We start from the raw sequence: 20,943 nt of genomic DNA, 5'->3' as shown, positions 1-20,943 counted from the left end.
CGTATAATATTGGCAGTGATTTGGGCCGACTCCTGCGGGAAGAGCGCTAGCCGAAGACTACAGGCTAAGGCAGTGCCCGCGGAAAGCGTGCACAAAAAAACTGCCAACAAAGTCGGAGACTTTGTCGACAGTCTGAAGTAAATTAACATCCTTTAGGGTGTTAATTTACTTTTTTATATTTATTGATCATCTATCTTTTAGCTATATTCTCTCAATTTTGGAGAATTTAAAAAGTGAAATATTAAGTTATTGTAAAAGGTGTTGAACAATTTTATTTTACGTAATAAAATAGCGTTATGAAGTACTCCATTACTTCATTCTTTTTGAGCCACCTTCTCCCTTGAAAGGTGGTTATTTTTATGTGAATTTTTCAAAATGTTTGTTTAAAAATAATTTGAAAAGTGTAAATAGATTTAATAGTAACAACTTCGATCTTAAATTTATATCAAATAGGTTATTTGTGTTGTAAGTGATTAAATTATGTTATCTTATTAGGGCTCTTTATTTAAAAAAATATTTAAGGGTTTGTATAAAACATATCTCCATATTGAATAGTTCAAATACGAAAGAAAGTACACATTTTGAAAATCAATATAAACAGTTTTAATACAAAAAACGAATTAGAAGGAGATTATTGAATTGAAAAAATTACTATCTATCATAGTACCCGTATATAATAAAGCATATTTTTTAGAAACGTGTATAGAATCTATCAATAAACTTAATATCAATAAAGATGTAATAGAAGCGATTTTTGTTGATGATTGTTCAAGTGATAATTCTTTAGAAATTGTTGAGTCATTTGCTACTAAATATGATTTTATAAAGTTAATACAACTAGATGAAAATACAGGTAGTCCGTCTGAGCCGAGAAATGTAGGTATGAAGACCGCTACAGGTGAATATATAACTTTCTTGGATGCTGATGACTGGTTAGATCCGGAAGGTCTTCCTATATTATTAAATCAAGCGAAAGATCATCATTCTGATGTAGCGTTTGGTCAAAGCATTAAACATACAGAAAAAGTTACAAAGAAAATTGGGAGATTTAGTTCTTATAAATATGCTAATCACTTGGTTCCATACGAAATCGAAAAAATATTTAGAGCAGTTGGTCCACCAGGTAAAATAATTAAGCGCGACATTATCATTGATAATGATATTTATTTTAAACATATGAAATATGGCGAAGATAAATTGTTTTTTATAGAAGCAATATCTAAATGTAAAACAGCTTCAATGAATCCTAAAGCAACGTACCATGTGAACCGCTATACTTATAATCAATCGTTAGTTGGCCAAACAGATATAATTAAAAAAACTAAATTAAATTTAACAGTTTTAGATGAAGTTTTGAAACTTGAACTTCCAAATAGCGCAGAATTTCAAGCGATTAGTCGAATCGTGGAAGTTGATTATATGTCTCGACTATTTAAAAACAATCGATTTTTAAAAGCTGAAAATAAATCAGTGTTTTATGAATTGTTTGATGAAATGGTATTAATATTAGAATCATATGGTAAAAATATTGAAGATTACTTATTGGCTGATACATTTAAAAATATCTATCAATTATTGAGGAACAAAGAATATCAAAAACTAATTGAATTTATAACTATGCTGCAACAAGGTGGTAAAGCAAATAAATTTGTTGAAAATAACCGAGTACATTTCTTAATGCCAGAAACTTTAAATGATGTTTTACCAATTAAAGATCCAGTATTTGCTGTATATGAAGGTACACATTTAATCGAAGGCGTTTTAAAAGATGTAATTCGTGTTTATAAAGATGATCAAACAATTATTGATAAAGTAGTGCTGAGTGAAATAAATAATGAAATACATGATGCGACTATCGATTTTGAAATGATTAATAATTATATTTATATCGATACGGAAGATTTGAACCAATGTGATTTCGCATTCAATATATCCTTAATCTATGATGGATATAAATCAATTTATGTGAATATGAATTTACCTAATGCAAGTAGAATGGCAAGTTTAAAAAGACAAAACTTTAAAGCTGAGTTTGTATCGGTAACAAAATCTACAAATAAAGGTAGTTATTTAAATGAATATCTGTCATATAAGCCCAATTCGGTATCGCTTATTAAAAAAGCGAAATTATATGAAGATGTTGAATTTAAACAACTTGCTGAAAAAAGTTTAGAAATTGGAGAATTGGTAGATATTGCGGATGTTGTAAAAACTGCTAAAGGCACGCCGAGGTTTATTACATCTGATGGTTATTACCTAACTACTAATAAAAAGTATGTATACCCTGTTGATAAAGACAAGGAAGATAAGTATATATATAGTAAACCCAATCATGTTACTGTATTGAAGAAATGTAAAGAGTACAAAAATAGAAGTTTTGAGGGCGAACCAGTTAATATTTTAAATGCAGGTGATAATTTAAAAATTGAAAAAATAGTTTTATCGCCTAAAGGTACACCAAGACTCAAAACTAGCCGTGGTACCTTTATTACGGCAAATCTTGGATTTGTAACAGAAACATAAATTTTTCGAAGTTATTTGACCTATAATAATTTATAGAATGTTAAGAATTGAAATTAAGCTATGAAGATATCTGTATAGATGTCTCCATAGCTTTTTTCTGCTACATAGCATAATTATTTCAGGTGTGATATTAAATTTAAATTTAAATTCAAATCATCGCTAAATAACTATTTTTTTGTTTGAAAGATAAAATTCAATATAAATAGTGATTTTTGAATTATCTAATATCATTAATGAATTCAACACGCTATTTTAATTGAATTTTCACATAGTTGTGATTGATTTAATTGTGCGTAATACACTTAGGAATTCGAAACTGTTTCGTGAATTAAATAAATTAACAGATAAAGCAAATTTATAGTTGAGTAAGAAAAAATAGACAATTTAATTACGTATTATCTTATAGTTAATTCAAGGAACGATAGCTAAACAAAATAATTTATTAAAAGCATCGTTTTCAACATAAAAACAGTCATTATAATTAAAATTTAACGAGGAGTGTTTACAATGGAAGGTTTATTCGAAGCAATTAAAAACACAGTTCAAGCTGGTGTCGCAGGAGATGGCGCTAAATTAGGGACAAGCATTGTAAGTATCGTGGAAAATGGTGTAGCTTTAGCATCAAAATTATTCGGATTCTAGATTTTAATTTTATATAAATCAATTAACTAATAAAGGAGATATTCAAATGACTAAATTAGCAGAAGCAATTGCAAACACAGTAGAAGCAGCAAAATCAGGTAGTGGTGCAGATTTAGGTTCAAGTATTGTAGATATCGTATCAAGTGGTGCAAGTTTAGTAGGTAAATTATTCGGACTATAAGTCTTTTAAAAATAAAAACACAAATTAAAGGGGTAATTAATTATGGCAGGATTATTCGACGCAATCAAAGAAACAGTACAAGCAGGCATCGCAGGAGATGGCGCTAAATTAGGAACAAGCATCGTAAACATCGTAGAAAATGGTGTAGGATTAGTTTCAAAATTATTCGGATTCTAGATTTTAATTTTATATAAATCAATTAACTAATAATTAACAAAGGAGAAATTTAAATGACTAAATTAGCAGAAGCAATTGCAAATACAGTAGAAGCAGCTAAAGCAGGTAATGGTGCAGATTTAGGTTCAAGTATTGTAGATATCGTATCAAGTGGTGCAAGCTTAGTAGGCAAATTATTCGGACTATAAGTCTTTAAAAATAAAAAATACAAATTAAAGGGGTAATTAATTATGGCAGGATTATTTGACGCAATCAAAGAAACAGTACAAGCAGGCATCGCAGGAGATGGCGCTAAATTAGGAACAAGCATCGTAAGCATCGTAGAAAATGGTGTAGGATTAGTTTCAAAATTATTCGGATTCTAGTTATTCAATATATATATATACAATGGTCAAGGTGATAACCTTGGCCATTTTTTATTGTGTGAAAAATGTGTATAATGAAATGGTTAAAGATTATTAATAATGAATGTAGGAGGATTTAAATGACAATCAAAAGTTTATTGATAGATTTTGATGATACGCTAGTAGATTTTCATGATGCTGAAGCTTATGCATTCGATAAACTGACAAAAAATTATAACTTAAAAACAAATAAAGCAGATTTAGAAGTTTTTATGAAAGTTAACCAAGCACACTGGGATGCATTTCAAAAAAATGAGCTTACTAAAGATGAGTTGTTAAGTAAAAGATTTGAAGCGTACTTTAAATTACACGATTTAGTAATAGATGGTGCAGAAGCAGATTATATATTTAGAGATGAGTTAGCCAATGCGCCTATTAAACATTTTACAAATACTGTTGAAACGCTAAACATATTAAAAGATGATTATGATTTGTATATAGTGACTAATGGTGTTTTAGAAACACAGGAACGTAGAATTGAGAAAACAAATATCGGTCATTGGTTTAAGGGTGTATTTGTATCAGAACAAACAGGTTATCAAAAGCCGATGCCTGAGTTTTTTGATTATGTATTTGATAAAATTGGCGAAGAAAAACGTAAAGAATCAATGATTATTGGTGATTCTGTGACTTCTGATATATTAGGGGGAAAAAATGCTGAAATAGCAACTTGCTGGTTTAACCCTCGAAAAAAGGTGAATGACACAACAATAAGACCTGATTATACAATTACTGCACTAGATGAAATAGTAGTTCATATCCAATAAAAAAGGCGGGACGGAAATCAAAAGTTTAAAAATTGATTTCAAAGACCCGCTTTTATATCATGCTCTATATTTCTAAAAAATATACTAAATTCACAGTCGAAATTAGTGTGAATACTTATTATAAAAGTAATTTATTTATTTGGTGACCATACTAAAACATCATGACCTTCTTTGTTGGCTTCTTCTAAATCGGTGAAGCCATGTTTGATGAAAAATTGTTTTGATTGATTACGTGCAATTACTTTAATTGGTAATCCTTGATCCTTTGCGAAAGCTAATAATGCTTTACCGTAACCTCGATTTTGGAAATCACGTAAAACCTCTAATTTCCACAATACATTATAATCGTCGAAATTAGGGAAATGTTTTTCTTCTACATCACCTTTACGATATAGTGCCATCCTTGCACCTAATCGATCACCGACATAAATGCCATAAAATGGTGAGTCTGAACTTGCATCAATCATCTCACCGCGAAGCTCATCGACTAAATATAAATCTTCATTTCCAAAGTTCCTAAAATCTTCGAATAATTCGTCAGTTCTGTAATTAATATCAAGACGCTTTACGCTACTCATCGCATCTTCCCCCTTTGTATTATTAAGTATTATTATACCTTATTTTATGAGTTTTTTCACAAAAATGACTGCTTGAAACTCTATTTTGTTAATTTATTATCGTTTTTACAACTATGTAAACATAAAAAATTTAAACTATTAAAACATTAATGTTCAAGCTTATTATATAGCCCCGATTTTTGAAAATTTGATATTTGTAAGCCGTATAATTGTCAATATTGGATATAAACTTTATACTGATTAGGAATAGAGTAACATAAGGAGAATTACGCATGGATTGTATGACTACAAAACTCAATGAGAAAGACCAATTTATATCAAAACTTAAAAAAAGTGATTCAACGCTAGGGCAGTTTTATAATTTAGATGCCATGGATGAAAAGAGTTATTATGAACGCTTAACGGCTTCTAATAATGGTAGAGAAGTTGAATTAGCTAATATTATAAAAGAATATATGAGCGATTTATCTTTAACTGAGCAACAAGAAAGTAACATTGCGCTATTAAGAGATGGTGCGAAGGTGATTATTGGAGGACAACAAGCTGGCTTGTTCGGCGGTCCATTATATACTTTCCATAAAATCTTTTCTATTATTACATTAAGTGATAAATTATCGAATGAATATGATAAAAACGTGGTCCCTGTATTTTGGATTGCTGGGGAAGATCATGATTTTGATGAAGTTAATCATACTTATGCCTTTAATACACAAAATGCTAAATTACAAAAAATAAAATATCATACAATGACACCTCCTGAAACGAGTGTTTCTAGGTATTACCCGGATAAAGCACAATTAAAAGAAACTTTAGAACAATTTTTTAAACAAATGACCGAAACGGCTCACTCTAAGCCTTTATTAAAAATGTGTAATGACATTATTGAAGCGTATGATAGCTGGACAGATATGTTTAAAGCATTGTTACATGAAGTGTTCAAGTTTTATGGTTTGTTAATTATAGATGCAAATGATGTTGGCTTAAGAAGTTTGGAACAACCATTTATTAAGCATATTATTGAACATCATAGTGAAGTGGATGAAGCGTTTAGAAATACACAAAAACAAACCATAGCAAGTGGACTAGAACAAATGATTCAAACAGATACTAATGTCCATTTATTCATGCACGATGATGATATGAGACAATTATTAACCTTTAAAGACGACAAATTTTATTTAAATAAATCAAATAAGTATTTTTCAAAAGAAGAACTATTAAAAATAGTAGATTCTGATCCGCATCTCTTTTCGAATAATGTTGTTACGCGACCAGTTATGGAAGAGTGGTTGTTTAATACAGTTGCTTTTGTCGGAGGGCCGAGTGAAATTAAATATTGGACTGAATTAAGCGACGTATTTAAAATTTTAGATGTAAAGATGCCGATTGTATTACCACGTTTACGTATTAGCTATTTATATGAAAGAACTGAAAAACTGGTTAAACAATATCAATTGGATAAAAATTTAATTATTGAAAATGGTATTGAAGATGAAAAAGCACAGTTCATACGTGCACAAGCTTCACAAGAATTTATAAATCAAATAGAGCGCTTGAAAGAGCAACAAAATCAGTTATATCAAACATTGCAAGCTGAAGTAGCTGATAACAATGATAATAAACAATTATTAGATAAAAATAATGAAATACACCAGAAGCAATATGATTATTTAATCAACAGATATTTATTAAATATAGAACGAGAAAATGAAATTAGTATTAAACATTTTAAAGAATTAAGTGAAGTGCTCCATCCAATGGGAGGCTTACAAGAAAGAATTTGGAATCCTTTACAAATTATGAATGATTTTGGGATAGATGTGTTCAGTCCCTCCACCTATCCACCACTTTCTTACACTTTTGATCATATTATCATTAAACCCTAGAGCCACAAGGGTTAGCCCGATTCATCAAATTGATGAATCGGGCATTTTTTTATGTAAAACGATAAAATTTGCTGAATATTGTATAATTAGTGGAGGATAGTGGTGAGATGTGGTAAATTATATATATGAGAAGGTGAGGTGATTATAAATGTTCATGGGAGAATACGAACATCAGTTGGATACAAAAGGACGCATGATTGTTCCATCAAAATTTCGTTATGACTTAAATGAGCGTTTTATAATCACCCGAGGCCTTGATAAATGTTTGTTTGGTTATACTTTGGAAGAATGGCAAGTTATTGAAGAGAAAATGAAAACCTTACCAATGACTAAAAAGGATGCACGTAAATTTATGCGTATGTTCTTTTCTGGTGCTGTTGAAGTAGAGCTTGATAAACAAGGGCGTATTAACATTCCACAGAACTTACGCCAATACGCAAACTTAAGTAAGGAATGTACAGTAATAGGTGTCTCAAACAGAATAGAAATTTGGGATAGAGAAACTTGGAACAGCTTCTATGATGAATCTGAAGATAGTTTTGAAGATATTGCTGAAGACTTAATTGACTTTGATTTTTAATATGGAGGCGTTATTTTGTTTCATCATGTCAGCGTAATGCTCAAAGAGACCATTGATTATTTGAATATAAAAGAAGATGGCGTGTATGTCGACTGTACATTAGGTGGAGCAGGTCATGCACTATATTTAATAAATCAACTTGGTGACAAAGGAAGACTGATAGCAATAGATCAAGATACTACGGCTATTGAAAATGCAAAAGAAGTTTTAAAAGATCATTTGCATAAAGTAACCTTTGTCCATAACAACTTTAGAAAATTAACTGAAATTTTAAATGATTTGAATATTGAAAAAGTTGATGGTATTTACTACGACTTAGGTGTATCTAGTCCACAGCTGGATGTTCCTGAGCGCGGGTTTAGTTATCATCACGATGCGAAGTTGGATATGCGTATGGATCAATCCCAAACATTATCAGCGTATGAAGTCGTTAATGATTGGGAGTTTGAAAAATTAGTGAGAATATTTCATCGCTATGGCGAAGAGAAATTTGCTAAACAAATTGCCCGACGCATTGAACAAAATAGGGAACAAAAGCCAATCGAAACGACATTAGAACTTGTTGATGTCATAAAAGAAGGTATACCTGCCAAAGCAAGGCGAAAAGGTGGACATCCAGCAAAAAGAATTTTTCAAGCAATTAGAATAGCGGTAAATGATGAATTATCATCATTTGAAGACTCATTAGAACAAGCGATAGATTTAGTAAAAGTAGATGGTAGAATTTCAGTCATAACTTTCCATTCATTGGAAGATCGTTTATGTAAGCAAATGTTTCAAGAGTACGAAAAGGGACCAGATGTACCAAGGGGATTGCCAGTCATACCTGAAGCATACACACCTAAATTGAAACGCGTTAACCGTAAACCTATTACCGCTACTGATGAAGATTTAGAAAATAATAATAGAGCGCGTAGTGCGAAGTTACGTGTTGCAGAAATACTAAAATAAGGAGTGAATGTTGAGTGGCAGTAGAAAAGATATATCAACCTTATAATGAACCAGAAACACAAATTCCTGAGTCGCAACCGTCGACCCAGCCCAAAACCGTAAAACGCAAAGTTGTAGTTAAACTTACGAAATTTGAGAAAATGTTATACATAGGACTTATAACAGTAATTGCATTGATAAGTATTTATATGCTATCTTTAAAAATGGATGCGTATGATACTCGAGGAAAAATTGCGGATTTAGATACAAAAATCGAAAAACAATCAAGTGAAAATAGCGCAATAGAATCTGAAATTAAAAAGAATTCTTCATATGAACGCATTTACGATAAGGCCAAAAACGAAGGAATGAGCCTTAAGAACGACAATGTAAAGGTAGTGCGTAATAATGGCGAAGCGAAAAATTAGATTAAAAAAACCCAAGTTTCTTATTAAACAAAGTAAAATAGGGGCAGTCCTACTCATTCTTGGATTTGGACTGCTCTTTTTTACGTTGGTTTTAAGATATTCTTATATAATGTTAACTGGACATTCTTCAGGTGAAGATTTAATCATGAAGGCAAATGAGAAGTATTTAGTAAATAGCCAGCAACAACCTGAACGTGGAAAAATCTATGACCGGAACGGAAAGGTTTTGGCAGAAGATGTAGAACGGTATAAACTTGTTGCTATTGTTGATAAAAAAGCGAGTGAAGGTAGCGAGAAGCCTAAACACGTTACAGATAAGAAAGAAACAGCTAAAAAATTAGCAACAGTTATTGATATGTCAGCTAAAGAAATTGAAGACAAACTAGATAATAAAAAAGCATTCCAAGTTGAATTTGGACAAAAAGGAACTGATTTAACATATCAAGAAAAAGAAAAGATTGAAAAAATGAAGTTACCTGGTGTAACACTTTATCCAGAGACTGAACGTTTTTATCCTAATGGAAACTTTGCATCACATTTAATTGGAATGGCTCAAAAGGATCCAGATAGCGGTGATTTAAAAGGCGCAATGGGCGTTGAGAAAATCTTTGATAGTTACTTATCTGGACAAAAAGGAGCGCTATCTTATATACATGATATTTGGGGCTATATTGCACCTAATACTAAGAAAGAAAAAACACCTCAACGTGGTGATGATGTACATTTAACACTAGACTCTAATATTCAAGTGTTTGTTGAAGAAGCATTAGATGGCATGGTCGAACATTATAAACCGAAAGATTTATTCGCTGTGGTAATGGATGCACATACTGGTGAAATACTGGCATTTAGTCAGCGACCTACTTTTAATCCAGAAACAGGAAAAGACTTTGGTAAGAAATGGGCAAATGATTTATATCAAAACACTTATGAGCCGGGTTCAACCTTTAAGTCTTACGGTTTAGCAGCCGCTATTCAAGAAGGGAAATTTGACCCAGATAAAAAATATACAGCTGAACCTAGAGAAGTTATGGGATCAAAAATTTCTGACTGGAATAAAGTGGGCTGGGGAGAAATTCCAATGTCACTAGGATTCACATATTCATCTAATACGTTAATGATGCATCTACAAGATTTAGTTGGCGCAGATAAAATGAAAGACTGGTATGAGAAATTCGGTTTCGGCCAATCTACAAATGGTATGTTTGATGGTGAAGCTACTGGCGGTATCGCTTGGGATAATGAAGCGCAACAGAAAACTTCTTCATTCGGTCAATCTACCACGGTAACACCAGTGCAAATGCTTAAAGCGCAATCTGCCTTCTTTAACGGTGGTAATATGATTAAGCCTTGGTATGTTGATAACGTAACGAATCCTGTTAGCAAAGATACTTTTTATAAAGGTAAGAAAGAATATGATGGTAAACCTATAACAAAAGATACTGCTAAAAAAGTGCGTACTGAATTAGATAAAGTTGTAAATAGTGAAGATAGCCATGCTAAGAACTATCAAATTGATGGTTATGATGTTGCAGGTAAAACAGGTACAGCACAAGTTGCGGATCCAGATAACGGTGGTTATGTGGAAGGTGAAAATCCATATTTTGTTAGCTTTATAGGTGACGCACCAAAAGATGATCCTGAGGTAATCGTTTATGCTGGTATGAGTTTAGCCCAGAAAAATGATCAAGAAGCTTATGAGATGGGTGTAAGTAAAGCATTTAAACCTATTATGGAAAATACACTGAAATACTTAAATGTTGGAGATAAAAAATCTAAAGACAACTCAGATGTGAAATACAGTGAAGTTCCTGACGTTGAAGGACAAGAAACTCAAAAAGCGCAAGATAAAATAAACGGTAAATCTTTAAAACCAATAGTTATTGGTAATGGAGAAAAAGTTACTAAGCAATCTGTGAGCGCTAATAAAGAAGTATTACCAAACAGTAAAGTATTATTACTGACAGACAGTGATCTTACGATGCCTGATATGACAGGTTGGTCGAAAGAAGAGGTTGTTGCATTTGAGTACTTACTAAGACGAAAGTAACAACAAAAGGTAGCGGATTTGTATCGAACCAATCAGTAACTAAAGGACAAAAAATAAGCAGCAAAGATAAAATTGAAGTAACGTTATCATCGGAAGATGTTAACGGTCAAACTTCAAAAGTTGAATCTGATTCAAACAAAGACTCAGACGATCAAAAAGAATCTGAAGACAACAAGGATTCAAAAGATAAAGAGGAAAACAAAGACTCAGATGAAAATAAAGATTCAAAAGACAATGAATCATAGCCTGAGCTAAGTTGATTTTTTAAACTTATTATGTAATGAATTTTGAGGTGGAATTTGGAAGTAGACTAATCATTGAACGTTGCAATAAAGTAGCGACATGTTCAATTGATTAGCTACGAACCTCAATACATATGGCGAACCGACAAGCATAACGACTTAATCCAATTAAATAAAGGAGCACAATATGGTTTATTTACTCGCAATTATCGCACTGTTAATCACGTTTATATTAGTTCCAGTGCTAATACCAACGTTGAAACGAATGAAATTTGGACAAAGTATTAGAGAAGAAGGTCCGCAGAGCCACATGAAGAAAACAGGCACACCAACTATGGGTGGATTAACTTTTCTCATTAGTATTATTGTAACTTCAATTTTAGCAATCATTTTCATGGACAATTCTAATCCGATTATCTTGTTGTTATTTGTAACAGTAGGTTTTGGTTTGATCGGATTTATTGATGATTACATTATCGTTGTAAAGAAAAATAATGAAGGTTTAACAAGCAAGCAAAAATTCTTAGCTCAAATAGGTATTGCAGTTATTTTCTTTATTTTAAGCCAAGTATTTAACTTGACTGATTTTTCTACTGGAATTCATTTGCCTTTTACAAATATTGAAGTACCACTTTCAATAGCATATGTAATTTTCATAGTCTTTTGGCAAGTAGGCTTTTCAAATGCAGTCAATCTAACAGATGGTTTAGATGGATTAGCGACAGGATTATCTATTATTGGCTTTGTAATGTATGCAATTATGGCTTACTTCCAAGGTGCAACATCTATCGGATTGTTCTGTGTTATTATGATTTTTGCATTGATTGGTTTCTTACCATTCAATTTAAATCCTGCTAGAGTCTTCATGGGAGACACAGGTAGTTTAGCTTTAGGTGGTATCTTTGCTACTATTTCTATCATGCTTAACCAAGAATTATCACTGATTTTCATTGGTTTCGTATTTGTGGCAGAAACCTTATCAGTTATGATACAGGTAACTTCATTCAAATTGACTGGAAAGCGTATTTTTAAAATGTCACCGTTGCATCATCATTTCGAGTTAATTGGTTGGAATGAGAAGAAAGTAACGACAGTATTCTGGACAGTAGGCTTGATTACAGGACTCATAGGTTTATGGATTGGAGTGAACTAAATTGCTGAAATATACAGAATTGGAAAATAAAAATGTATTAGTTATTGGATTAGCGAAAAGTGGTTATGAAGCTGCCAAATTATTAAAAAAACTTGGTGCAAATGTAATCGTCAACGATGGCAAAGATCTAAGTCAAGATGCACATGCAATAGATTTAGAAAATATGGGAATCACGGTGATTGGTGGAGAACACCCACTCTCCTTGTTAGATAGTAATCCTATTATCTTTAAAAATCCAGGTATTCCTTATAATGTTCCGCTAATAGAAGCAGCAACCGAAAAAGGATTGAAAATATTAACAGAAGTAGAATTAAGTTATTTAATATCAGAAGCACCAATTATCGGTGTAACAGGTACAAATGGTAAAACAACAGTGACTTCATTAATTGGAGATATGTTTCAAAAAAGTAGGGTGACTGGCAAACTATCAGGTAACATTGGCTATGTGGCTTCAAAAGTAGCACAAGAAGTCACAGCTGATGACTACTTGGTTACTGAGTTGTCGTCTTTCCAATTACTTGGGATTGATAAGTATAAACCTCATATCGCTATAATTACGAATATATATTCAGCACATCTTGATTATCATGAATCTCTAGAAAATTATCAAAATGCTAAGAAGAAGATATATATTAATCAAACTGAAAATGATTATTTAATTTGTAATTATCATCAACGTCACTTAATTGAATCTGAGTCATTGAAAGCAAAAACGTATTATTTCTCAACGCATCAAGAAGTAGATGGCATTTATGTTGAGAATGGTTATATCGTGTTTAAAGGATTTAGAATAATCCATATAGATGATCTTGTACTACCTGGTGAACATAATTTGGAAAACATTCTTGTGGCAGTATTAGCTGCATTACTTTCTGGAGTTTCTGTTAAAGCAATAATTGATAGTTTGACATCATTCTCAGGTATTGAACACCGTTTACAATATATTGGAACGAATAAAACAAATAAGTACTACAATGATTCAAAAGCTACAAATACATTAGCTACACAATTTGCATTAAACTCATTTAAACAACCAATCATATGGTTATGTGGTGGGTTAGATCGTGGCAATGACTTTGATGAACTTATTCCACATATGAAAAATGTAAGAGTTATGGTAACTTTCGGTGAGACAAAAGAAAAATTCGTGAAGTTAGGTGAAAGTCAAGGTAAGTACGTTATAACAGCTTCTGATGTGCAAGATGCCGTAGATAAAATACAATCAGTCATAGAACCAAATGACGTAGTATTATTATCGCCAGCATGTGCAAGTTGGGATCAGTACAATACTTTTGAAGAGCGCGGAGATAAATTTATTAAGAGTTTCCAAGCTAATTTACCTTCTTTTTAAAGGATGTGATATTAAATGTCTGACAAAGTTAGTGAGTTTGACTCTGATTACTTAAAAGAGAAACGCGCAAAAAGACGGAAAAGACAAAAGCAAATTCAATATTCAGTATTTGGTGTTTTATTATTTATAATTATTTTAATATTGATTTATATGTTTACACCTTTAAGTAAGATTAGTAGTGTAGAGATTAGTGGGAATAATAATACATCTAAGAATACAATTAACAAAGCTATAAACGTAAAAGACAATTCGAGAATGTACACTTATAGCACTACGAATGCTCAAAACAAACTTGAAGAAAGTACACTTATCGATAGTGCAGAAGTAAAAAAACATTTTCCAAACAAGTTAACTGTGAAAGTATCAGAAAAGCAAATTGTAGCTCTGACTAAAAAGAAAGATAAATATGTACCTGTTTTAGAAGACGGTACAGAGTTAGAAGATTATGATGGTAATGCTACTGATAATGGCCCGATTCTTGAAGGATTTGAAAAAGACAAAAAAGAAAAGGTTATACAAGCGCTTTCTGAAATGCCTGCGAAGGTTAGAGGGATGATAGCAGAAATTAAATTTGACCCTCAAGAAAATGCACAAAATCAAATCAAATTATTCACAACAGATGATATTCAAATTTTAGGTAATTTAAACACAATTGGTAAAAAAATGAAATATTATCCGCAAATGTCACAATCATTAGAACGTGATGAATCCGGAGAGTTAAAAAAAGCAGGGTATATTGATTTATCAGTAGGTGCATCCTTTATTCCATATAATGGTGGTAGCAATACAAAATCTTCAAGTGACCAAAATGTGGATAAGGGTACAACAGAAGAAGATAAGGCTAAAGATGAGCTTCAAAGTGCATTAAATAAGATTAATGAAAAAACGGACAAAAATAATTAAAAAATTTCGACAAATACTTATCTTTATAGTTCACAAGCGTCAAAAGCTATTGTAAACTATTAATAGTGTGAATTTGAATAAGTTATTGTCAGGAGGTGCCTATCTATGGAAGAGCATTATTACGTAAGTATAGATATCGGTTCATCGAGCGTTAAAACGATAGTAGGCGAGAAATTTCACAACGGTATAAATGTGATAGGTACAGGACAGACCTACACAAGTGGGATTAAAAATGGTCTTATTGATGATTTCGATATTGCTAAACAAGCAATTAAAGATACAATCAAGAAAGCCTCTATTGCTTCAGGAGTAGATATTAAGGAAGTATTTTTAAAACTACCTATTATCGGAACAGAAGTATTTGATGAATCCAATGAAATAGAATTTTATGAAGATACAGAATTAGATGGTACACACATTGAAAGTGTACTTGAAAGTATTCGTGATAAAAATGACGTACCAGAAACTGAAATTATTAACGCATTCCCAATTAAATTTATTGTTGATGGCGAGAATGAGGTTTCTGATCCAAAAGAATTGATTGCTAGACATAGCCTGAAAGTTGAAGCTGGTGTTATTGCAATACAAAAATCAATATTAATTAATATGATTAAATGTGTTGAATCATGTGGTGTGGATGTACTTGATGTATATTCAGATGCATATAACTATGGCTCAGTACTTTCAGCTACTGAAAAAGAATTAGGCGCATGTGTAATCGACATTGGTGAAGATATCACGCAACTTGCATTTTACGAGCGTGGTGAACTAGTTGATGCAGACGCATTAGAAATGGCAGGTCGAGATATTACTGAAGATATAGCTACAGGCTTAAACACTTCATATGAGACTGCTGAAAAAATTAAACACCAATATGGACACGCTTTCTTTGAATCTGCTTCTGATCATGATGTGTTTACCGTTGAACAAGTCAATAGTGACGAAGAAGCGGAATTTACTCAAAAAGATTTAGCAGACATTATCGAAGCACGCGTCGAAGATATTTTCTTTAATGTGTTTGAAGTGTTACAAGAATTAGGACTTACAAAAGTAAATGGTGGTTTTGTTATTACAGGTGGTTCTGCAAACTTATTAGGAGTTAAGGAATTGCTTCAAGATATGGTGAGTGAGAAAGTGAGAATTCACACACCATCACAAATGGGAATTAGAAAGCCTGAGTTCTCATCAGCAATTTCAACAATTTCTAGTAGCATTACTTCGACGAATTACTAGATTATGTTACAATTAGTAATCATGACAGTGAAGAATTCGAGGAAGAAGTCATCGAATCTGATGAAAGAGAACATAGTACAAAATCAAGTGGATTTGATTGGTTTAAGAAAAAATCGAACAAACATGAAGAACCTCAAACGTCATCAACTGAGTCAAGAGAAGCAACTGATACTGTTGAAGCAGAAGAAGAGCCAGAGGTGTACGATAACGAAGTAAACATCGATCATGATGAAGAACGTAAACCTCAAGACAAAGAAGAAGGTAAATTCAAAAAACTTATGAAATCTCTATTCGATTGATTGGCCATTAAAACTAGGAGGAAATATAAATGTTAGAATTTGAACAAGGATTTAATCATTTAGCGACGTTAAAAGTCATCGGTGTAGGGGGCGGCGGTAATAACGCTGTAAACCGTATGATTGATCATGGTATGAATAATGTTGAATTTATTTCAATTAATACGGATGGACAAGCTTTAAATTTATCAAAAGCTGAGTCTAAAATCCAAATTGGTGAAAAATTAACACGTGGTTTAGGTGCTGGCGCAAACCCTGAAATTGGTAAAAAAGCTGCTGAAGAGTCACGTGAACAAATTGAAGATGCTATCCAAGGCGCAGATATGGTATTCGTAACTGCTGGTATGGGTGGCGGTACTGGTACAGGTGCTGCTCCAGTTGTAGCAAAAATTGCTAAAGAAATGGGCGCATTAACAGTTGGTGTTGTAACTCGTCCGTTTGGTTTTGAAGGCCGTAAACGTCAAACACAAGCTGCAGCAGGTGTTGAAGCAATGAAAGCTGCTGTTGATACATTAATCGTTATCCCTAATGATCGTTTATTAGATATTGTTGATAAATCAACGCCAATGATGGAAGCATTCAAAGAAGCTGATAACGTGTTACGCCAAGGTGTTCAAGGTATCTCTGACCTAATCGCTGTATCTGGTGAAGTTAACTTAGACTTTGCAGACGTTAAAACAATTATGTCTAACCAAGGTTCAGCTTTAATGGGTATCGGTGTTTCTTCAGGTGAAAATCGTGCAGTAGAAGCTGCTAAAAAAGCAATTTCTTCACCATTGTTAGAAACTTCTATTGTAGGAGCACAAGGTGTGCTTATGAATATTACAGGCGGAGAATCATTATCACTTTTCGAAGCGCAAGAAGCAGCAGACATCGTTCAAGATGCAGCAGACGAAGATGTAAACATGATTTTCGGTACAGTAATCAACCCAGAGTTACAAGATGAAATCGTTGTAACAGTTATTGCAACTGGCTTTGAAGACAAACCTTCATCACAAGGTCGCAAAGCTTCAAACACTGGTTTTGGTAATAGTGCAACAAGCGGAAGTACTACCAAAGAAGACACAATTTCTTCAAGTTCAGTAGGTGCTTCACAAGCATCATCAGAAAGTGCTAGTGAAGGTAGAGCGCATACAACTAATGAAGATGATATTCCAAGCTTCATCAGAAATAGAGAAGAAAGACGTTCTAGAAGAACTAGACGTTAGTCGCAATAAGTTTTGTAGACTAAATTAAATAATAAAGTGTCATCAGGTCAGTAGATCTGATGACTTTTTTAAATTTAATTAATAATAAAATTGTTGCTTTTATATATCCTATGGAGGTTTGTGGTCATGCAAGATAAATTTAAAAAAAAGCATCATATATTAGAATATGAAAACGATTATTTAAAAAAAGTGAAATTGGGTATAACAACAAGAGAAGATGGTTTTAGTCCCTTCCCTCGTAACGCCTTTAATATGGCAAGATATATTGATGATAATCAACAAAGTATCACTCAGCATCAAGAAATGCTTGCAACTGCAATTGAATTTCCTAGAGAGCAATGGGTTTTTCCAATTCAAACTCATGAAAATAAAGTTGTAGAAGTAACTGAGCAAGATAGAGGTACTAATATTGATTCACTCACAGATCGTTTGCATGGTGTAGATGCTTTATACACATATGATGAAAATATTTTGCTTACAATGTGCTATGCTGACTGTGTACCTATTTACTTTTATAGTGAAAAACATCATTTCATAGGTCTTGCACATGCTGGTTGGAGAGGTACTGTTGGTCAAATTGTCACTGAAATGGTTTCGCATTTAAATTTCGAGTTAAGCGATTTAAGTGTTGTTATTGGTCCGGCAACATCCTCATCTTATGAAATTAACGATGATATAAAGTCTAAATTTGAAGCATTACCGATAGATATTAATCAATATATAGAAACTAGAGATGTAAATAGACACGGTATTGATTTAAAACTTGCAAATGCATTATTGCTAGAAAATGCAGGGGTTCCTGAAAGTAATATTTATATAACAGATTATGCAACATCTGAAGATTTATCTTTATTCTTTTCTTATAGAGTAGAAAAGGGAAATACGGGTCGAATGTTAGCATTTATTGGTCAATAACGAAGAGGTGTATAGAATTGGACGTAGAATATAATTTAAAGTGTATAAATGAACAAATACAAACACATTGCGAAAAGAGTAATATTTCAATAATGCCAAACGTGATTGCAGTGACAAAGTATGTTACAATAGACCGAGCTAATGATGCTTATAATGCAGGAATTAGACATTTCGGTGAAAATCGTTTGGAAGGATTTCAACAAAAGAAAGCAGCCTTACCTAAGGACGCGGTGATGCATTTTATAGGTTCTTTACAAACTAGAAAAGTTAAAGAAGTTATTAATGAAGTTGATTATTTCCATGCATTAGATCGGTTGAAATTAGCAAAAGAAATTGATAAAAGAGCAGAACATAAAATTAAATGTTTTGTACAAGTGAATGTATCTGGTGAATCATCTAAACAAGGTGTTTCTTTATCAGAGGTTAACACTTTTATTGAAGAGTTAAAGCAATATGAAAATATAGAAATCGTTGGTCTTATGACGATGGCTCCTTTGACTGAAGATGAGCCATATATAAAAAGCTTATTTCAATTATTAAAAACAAAAAGAGATGAAATTAAAGCGCTCAATTTAAATAATGCACCTTGTACTGAGCTATCTATGGGAATGAGTAATGATTATCATTTAGCCACTGAAGCAGGTGCATCGTTTGTGAGAATTGGGACTAAACTTGTAGGAAAAGAGGAGTGAGCCCCGTGGCTTTAAAAGATTTATTTAATGGATTTTTCGTTGTAGAAGAGGAAGATGACGAATTAGAAGCGCCGCCCGAAGAAGAACAAAATAGAAACCAAAACAAACAACAAGCACAGTCTCAAAGTAACTTTAATGAACAATCAAACAATGGTTATACAGAAAAAACAAGATCAATACAGTCCGTTCCCAAGAAACAGTCAACAAGATTACAACAATCATCGGGTGAAAGGAAGTATCAAATGAATAACAGTTCATCTAAAAATAATACAAGGAACGTTGTGAATATGAATAATCAAGAACAAGATCAATTCGATTTTACACAAGAAAGTTCTAAGATGTGTTTATTTGAACCCCGTGTTTTTTCAGATACACAAGATATTGCAGACGAACTTAAGAATCGTCGTGCAACATTAGTTAATTTACAACGTATTGATAAAGTTTCTGCTAAACGCATTATCGACTTTTTAAGTGGTACAGTTTATGCAATTGGTGGAGATATTCAACGCGTTGGATCAGATATATTCTTATGCACACCTGACAATGTTGAAGTTGCTGGAAGTATCACTGATCAAATAGAAAATATGGAATACCAAGGTGAATAGAGGTAAAAGTAGATGGATATTGGTTTATTAGCAAACATATTTAATTTTATTTTATTCTTGGTTCAGATTTATTATTATGGGATGATTGTATACTTTGTTATGTCATGGATTCCCAATGCACGTGAAAATAAATTCGGTCAATTTTTAGCGAAGTTATATGAACCGTTTTTAGAACAATTCCGTAAAGTTATACCACCAATTGGAATGATTGACATTTCATCGATTGTTGCCATAGTAGTACTTGTACTATTCCGTAGTGGTTTAGCGAGCATATTTAATTTGATTTTAAGGAATCTAATGTAAAAGGTATTGTATAATACTTAAAGAACTAATATAAAATAAATGACAAGCACCTAACGTTGAATAACGAGAGGTGCTTTATATTGTATTTGGAGTGATACACATCGATATTTATCAGCATTTCAGAAAAGAAGAACACGATTTAATAGATCAACTTATTGATAAATGTAATCGTGCAAATGATCAATATGTTCCTGTATTGACAGCGTTTCTTGATCCACGGGGTCAATATATAATGGAGGTTGTTGCAGGTAGCTTTGACGATTTGAACGTTACATACTATGGTGGGCCATACGCTGAAAGAAAAAGGGCTATTATAGCACCAAGTTACTTTGAGCCAACTGAAGAAGCATTTGAAATTGTATTGATTGATGTTGATTATCCACAAAAATTTGTAACACTTCAACATCAACATATTTTAGGTACAATTATGTCGCTCGGAATTGAAAGAGAACAGTTAGGTGATATTGTTGTATCAGATAAGATTCAATTCACTTTGACAAGGCAACTTGAATCTTATATTATATTAGAATTAAATAGAATCAAAGGCGCAACAGTTAAACTTAATTCTATTCCTATAAAAGATATGATACAATCAAAAGAGAATTGGCAAACATTTGATACAACAGTAAGTGGCTTAAGGTTAGATGTTGTATTAAAAGACATGATACGCAAATCTCGAACTATTGCAAAACAACTAATAGACAAAAAACGTGTTAAAGTAAATCATACAGTAATTGATGCCACAGACTTTCAACTTGATAGTGGTGACTTATTGTCAATACAAGGATTTGGTAGAGCTATGATTACTGACATAGGCGGTAAAACTAAAAAAGATAAAATTAGAATTTCTTACAAAACGTTATTCAAATAGTGGTATAATAAGCTATCTTATAATT

At 32.3% G+C, this 20,943-nt stretch carries 21 protein-coding genes and 2 pseudogenes; 22 read left to right on the top strand and 1 reads right to left on the bottom strand.

Annotated elements, in window-relative coordinates; all coding sequences use genetic code 11:
* Window positions 1-639 precede the first annotated feature (639 nt).
* The 7 genes from BTM19_RS03435 to BTM19_RS03405 all read left to right on the top strand — a co-directional run bounded on the left by BTM19_RS03435 (window position 640) and on the right by BTM19_RS03405 (window position 4,694).
* On the top strand, window positions 640-2,523 hold the full coding sequence (locus BTM19_RS03435) for a DUF5776 domain-containing protein (RefSeq protein WP_099265726.1): 1,884 nt from the start codon (window positions 640-642) through the stop codon (window positions 2,521-2,523).
* A 507-nt stretch (window positions 2,524-3,030) separates the two neighbouring features.
* Window positions 3,031-3,165: a beta-class phenol-soluble modulin gene (locus tag BTM19_RS03430; protein ID WP_037556993.1), complete on the top strand. Its 135-nt coding sequence runs from the start codon at window positions 3,031-3,033 to the stop codon at window positions 3,163-3,165.
* A gap of 46 nt (window positions 3,166-3,211) precedes the next feature.
* Window positions 3,212-3,346, top strand: coding sequence for a beta-class phenol-soluble modulin (locus BTM19_RS03425; RefSeq protein WP_037556990.1), 135 nt, complete (start codon window positions 3,212-3,214; stop codon window positions 3,344-3,346).
* A gap of 42 nt (window positions 3,347-3,388) precedes the next feature.
* Window positions 3,389-3,523, top strand: coding sequence for a beta-class phenol-soluble modulin (locus BTM19_RS03420; RefSeq protein ID WP_037556988.1), 135 nt, complete (start codon window positions 3,389-3,391; stop codon window positions 3,521-3,523).
* Window positions 3,524-3,576: 53 nt separating this feature from the next.
* Window positions 3,577-3,711: a beta-class phenol-soluble modulin gene (locus BTM19_RS03415; RefSeq protein ID WP_037556986.1), complete on the top strand. Its 135-nt coding sequence runs from the start codon at window positions 3,577-3,579 to the stop codon at window positions 3,709-3,711.
* A 42-nt stretch (window positions 3,712-3,753) separates the two neighbouring features.
* On the top strand, window positions 3,754-3,888 hold the full coding sequence (locus tag BTM19_RS03410; protein ID WP_037556984.1) for a beta-class phenol-soluble modulin: 135 nt from the start codon (window positions 3,754-3,756) through the stop codon (window positions 3,886-3,888).
* A gap of 119 nt (window positions 3,889-4,007) precedes the next feature.
* Window positions 4,008-4,694 (top strand): YjjG family noncanonical pyrimidine nucleotidase, encoded by a 687-nt coding sequence (locus tag BTM19_RS03405; RefSeq protein ID WP_099265725.1) that lies wholly within the window; start codon window positions 4,008-4,010, stop codon window positions 4,692-4,694.
* 131 nt (window positions 4,695-4,825) lie between these two features.
* Here the strand turns inward: BTM19_RS03405 and BTM19_RS03400 are convergent, their stop codons facing one another.
* Window positions 4,826-5,272, bottom strand: coding sequence for an N-acetyltransferase (locus tag BTM19_RS03400; RefSeq protein WP_029377553.1), 447 nt, complete (start codon window positions 5,270-5,272; stop codon window positions 4,826-4,828).
* A 272-nt stretch (window positions 5,273-5,544) separates the two neighbouring features.
* Here BTM19_RS03400 and bshC point away from each other — a divergent pair, with 272 nt between their 5' ends.
* The 15 genes and pseudogenes from bshC (at window position 5,545) to BTM19_RS03325 (ending at window position 20,918) form a co-directional block, all read left to right on the top strand.
* Window positions 5,545-7,158: a bacillithiol biosynthesis cysteine-adding enzyme BshC gene (bshC, locus tag BTM19_RS03395; protein WP_038678322.1), complete on the top strand. Its 1,614-nt coding sequence runs from the start codon at window positions 5,545-5,547 to the stop codon at window positions 7,156-7,158.
* A 148-nt stretch (window positions 7,159-7,306) separates the two neighbouring features.
* Complete coding sequence (mraZ, locus tag BTM19_RS03390; protein ID WP_017724208.1) at window positions 7,307-7,738, top strand: division/cell wall cluster transcriptional repressor MraZ; 432 nt, start codon at window positions 7,307-7,309, stop codon at window positions 7,736-7,738.
* 15 nt (window positions 7,739-7,753) lie between these two features.
* Window positions 7,754-8,689: a 16S rRNA (cytosine(1402)-N(4))-methyltransferase RsmH gene (gene rsmH, locus BTM19_RS03385; protein ID WP_029377551.1), complete on the top strand. Its 936-nt coding sequence runs from the start codon at window positions 7,754-7,756 to the stop codon at window positions 8,687-8,689.
* A gap of 14 nt (window positions 8,690-8,703) precedes the next feature.
* Window positions 8,704-9,096, top strand: a complete 393-nt coding sequence (gene ftsL / locus BTM19_RS03380; protein WP_017724210.1) for a cell division protein FtsL — start codon at window positions 8,704-8,706, stop codon at window positions 9,094-9,096.
* Window positions 9,077-11,391, top strand: a pseudogene (locus tag BTM19_RS03375) (penicillin-binding protein). Before ftsL ends, BTM19_RS03375 begins: the two are co-directional and overlap by 20 nt.
* A gap of 184 nt (window positions 11,392-11,575) precedes the next feature.
* Window positions 11,576-12,541 carry a phospho-N-acetylmuramoyl-pentapeptide-transferase gene (mraY, locus tag BTM19_RS03370; RefSeq protein ID WP_029377550.1) on the top strand — a complete coding sequence of 322 codons (966 nt, stop codon included), beginning with the start codon at window positions 11,576-11,578 and terminating at the stop codon, window positions 12,539-12,541.
* A 1-nt stretch (window position 12,542) separates the two neighbouring features.
* The gene (gene murD / locus BTM19_RS03365; RefSeq protein WP_038678324.1) at window positions 12,543-13,892 is read left to right on the top strand and encodes a UDP-N-acetylmuramoyl-L-alanine--D-glutamate ligase; all 1,350 of its coding nucleotides are present in this window, start codon (window positions 12,543-12,545) and stop codon (window positions 13,890-13,892) included.
* 15 nt (window positions 13,893-13,907) lie between these two features.
* Complete coding sequence (locus BTM19_RS03360) at window positions 13,908-14,795, top strand: cell division protein FtsQ/DivIB (protein ID WP_029377548.1); 888 nt, start codon at window positions 13,908-13,910, stop codon at window positions 14,793-14,795.
* 105 nt (window positions 14,796-14,900) lie between these two features.
* Window positions 14,901-16,151, top strand: a pseudogene (gene ftsA, locus BTM19_RS03355) (cell division protein FtsA); the annotation flags it as partial.
* Window positions 16,152-16,356: 205 nt separating this feature from the next.
* Window positions 16,357-17,532, top strand: a complete 1,176-nt coding sequence (ftsZ, locus tag BTM19_RS03350; RefSeq protein WP_029377546.1) for a cell division protein FtsZ — start codon at window positions 16,357-16,359, stop codon at window positions 17,530-17,532.
* A gap of 126 nt (window positions 17,533-17,658) precedes the next feature.
* Window positions 17,659-18,447, top strand: coding sequence for a peptidoglycan editing factor PgeF (gene pgeF / locus BTM19_RS03345; protein WP_038678325.1), 789 nt, complete (start codon window positions 17,659-17,661; stop codon window positions 18,445-18,447).
* Window positions 18,448-18,464: 17 nt separating this feature from the next.
* Window positions 18,465-19,139 (top strand): YggS family pyridoxal phosphate-dependent enzyme, encoded by a 675-nt coding sequence (locus BTM19_RS03340; protein ID WP_029377544.1) that lies wholly within the window; start codon window positions 18,465-18,467, stop codon window positions 19,137-19,139.
* A gap of 5 nt (window positions 19,140-19,144) precedes the next feature.
* Entirely contained in the window at window positions 19,145-19,744 is a 600-nt protein-coding gene (locus BTM19_RS03335; protein WP_029377543.1) for a cell division protein SepF, read from the top strand.
* A 12-nt stretch (window positions 19,745-19,756) separates the two neighbouring features.
* On the top strand, window positions 19,757-20,047 hold the full coding sequence (locus BTM19_RS03330) for a YggT family protein (protein ID WP_038678326.1): 291 nt from the start codon (window positions 19,757-19,759) through the stop codon (window positions 20,045-20,047).
* A gap of 91 nt (window positions 20,048-20,138) precedes the next feature.
* Window positions 20,139-20,918: a YlmH family RNA-binding protein gene (locus tag BTM19_RS03325; RefSeq protein ID WP_058625807.1), complete on the top strand. Its 780-nt coding sequence runs from the start codon at window positions 20,139-20,141 to the stop codon at window positions 20,916-20,918.
* Window positions 20,919-20,943: the final 25 nt, after the last annotated feature.

The sequence above is a fragment of the Staphylococcus xylosus genome, assembly GCF_002732165.1.
In the GTDB taxonomy this organism is placed as follows: domain Bacteria; phylum Bacillota; class Bacilli; order Staphylococcales; family Staphylococcaceae; genus Staphylococcus; species Staphylococcus xylosus.
Note: the sequence above shows the minus strand (reverse complement) of the source record. Positions and strands in the feature narration are given on the sequence as shown.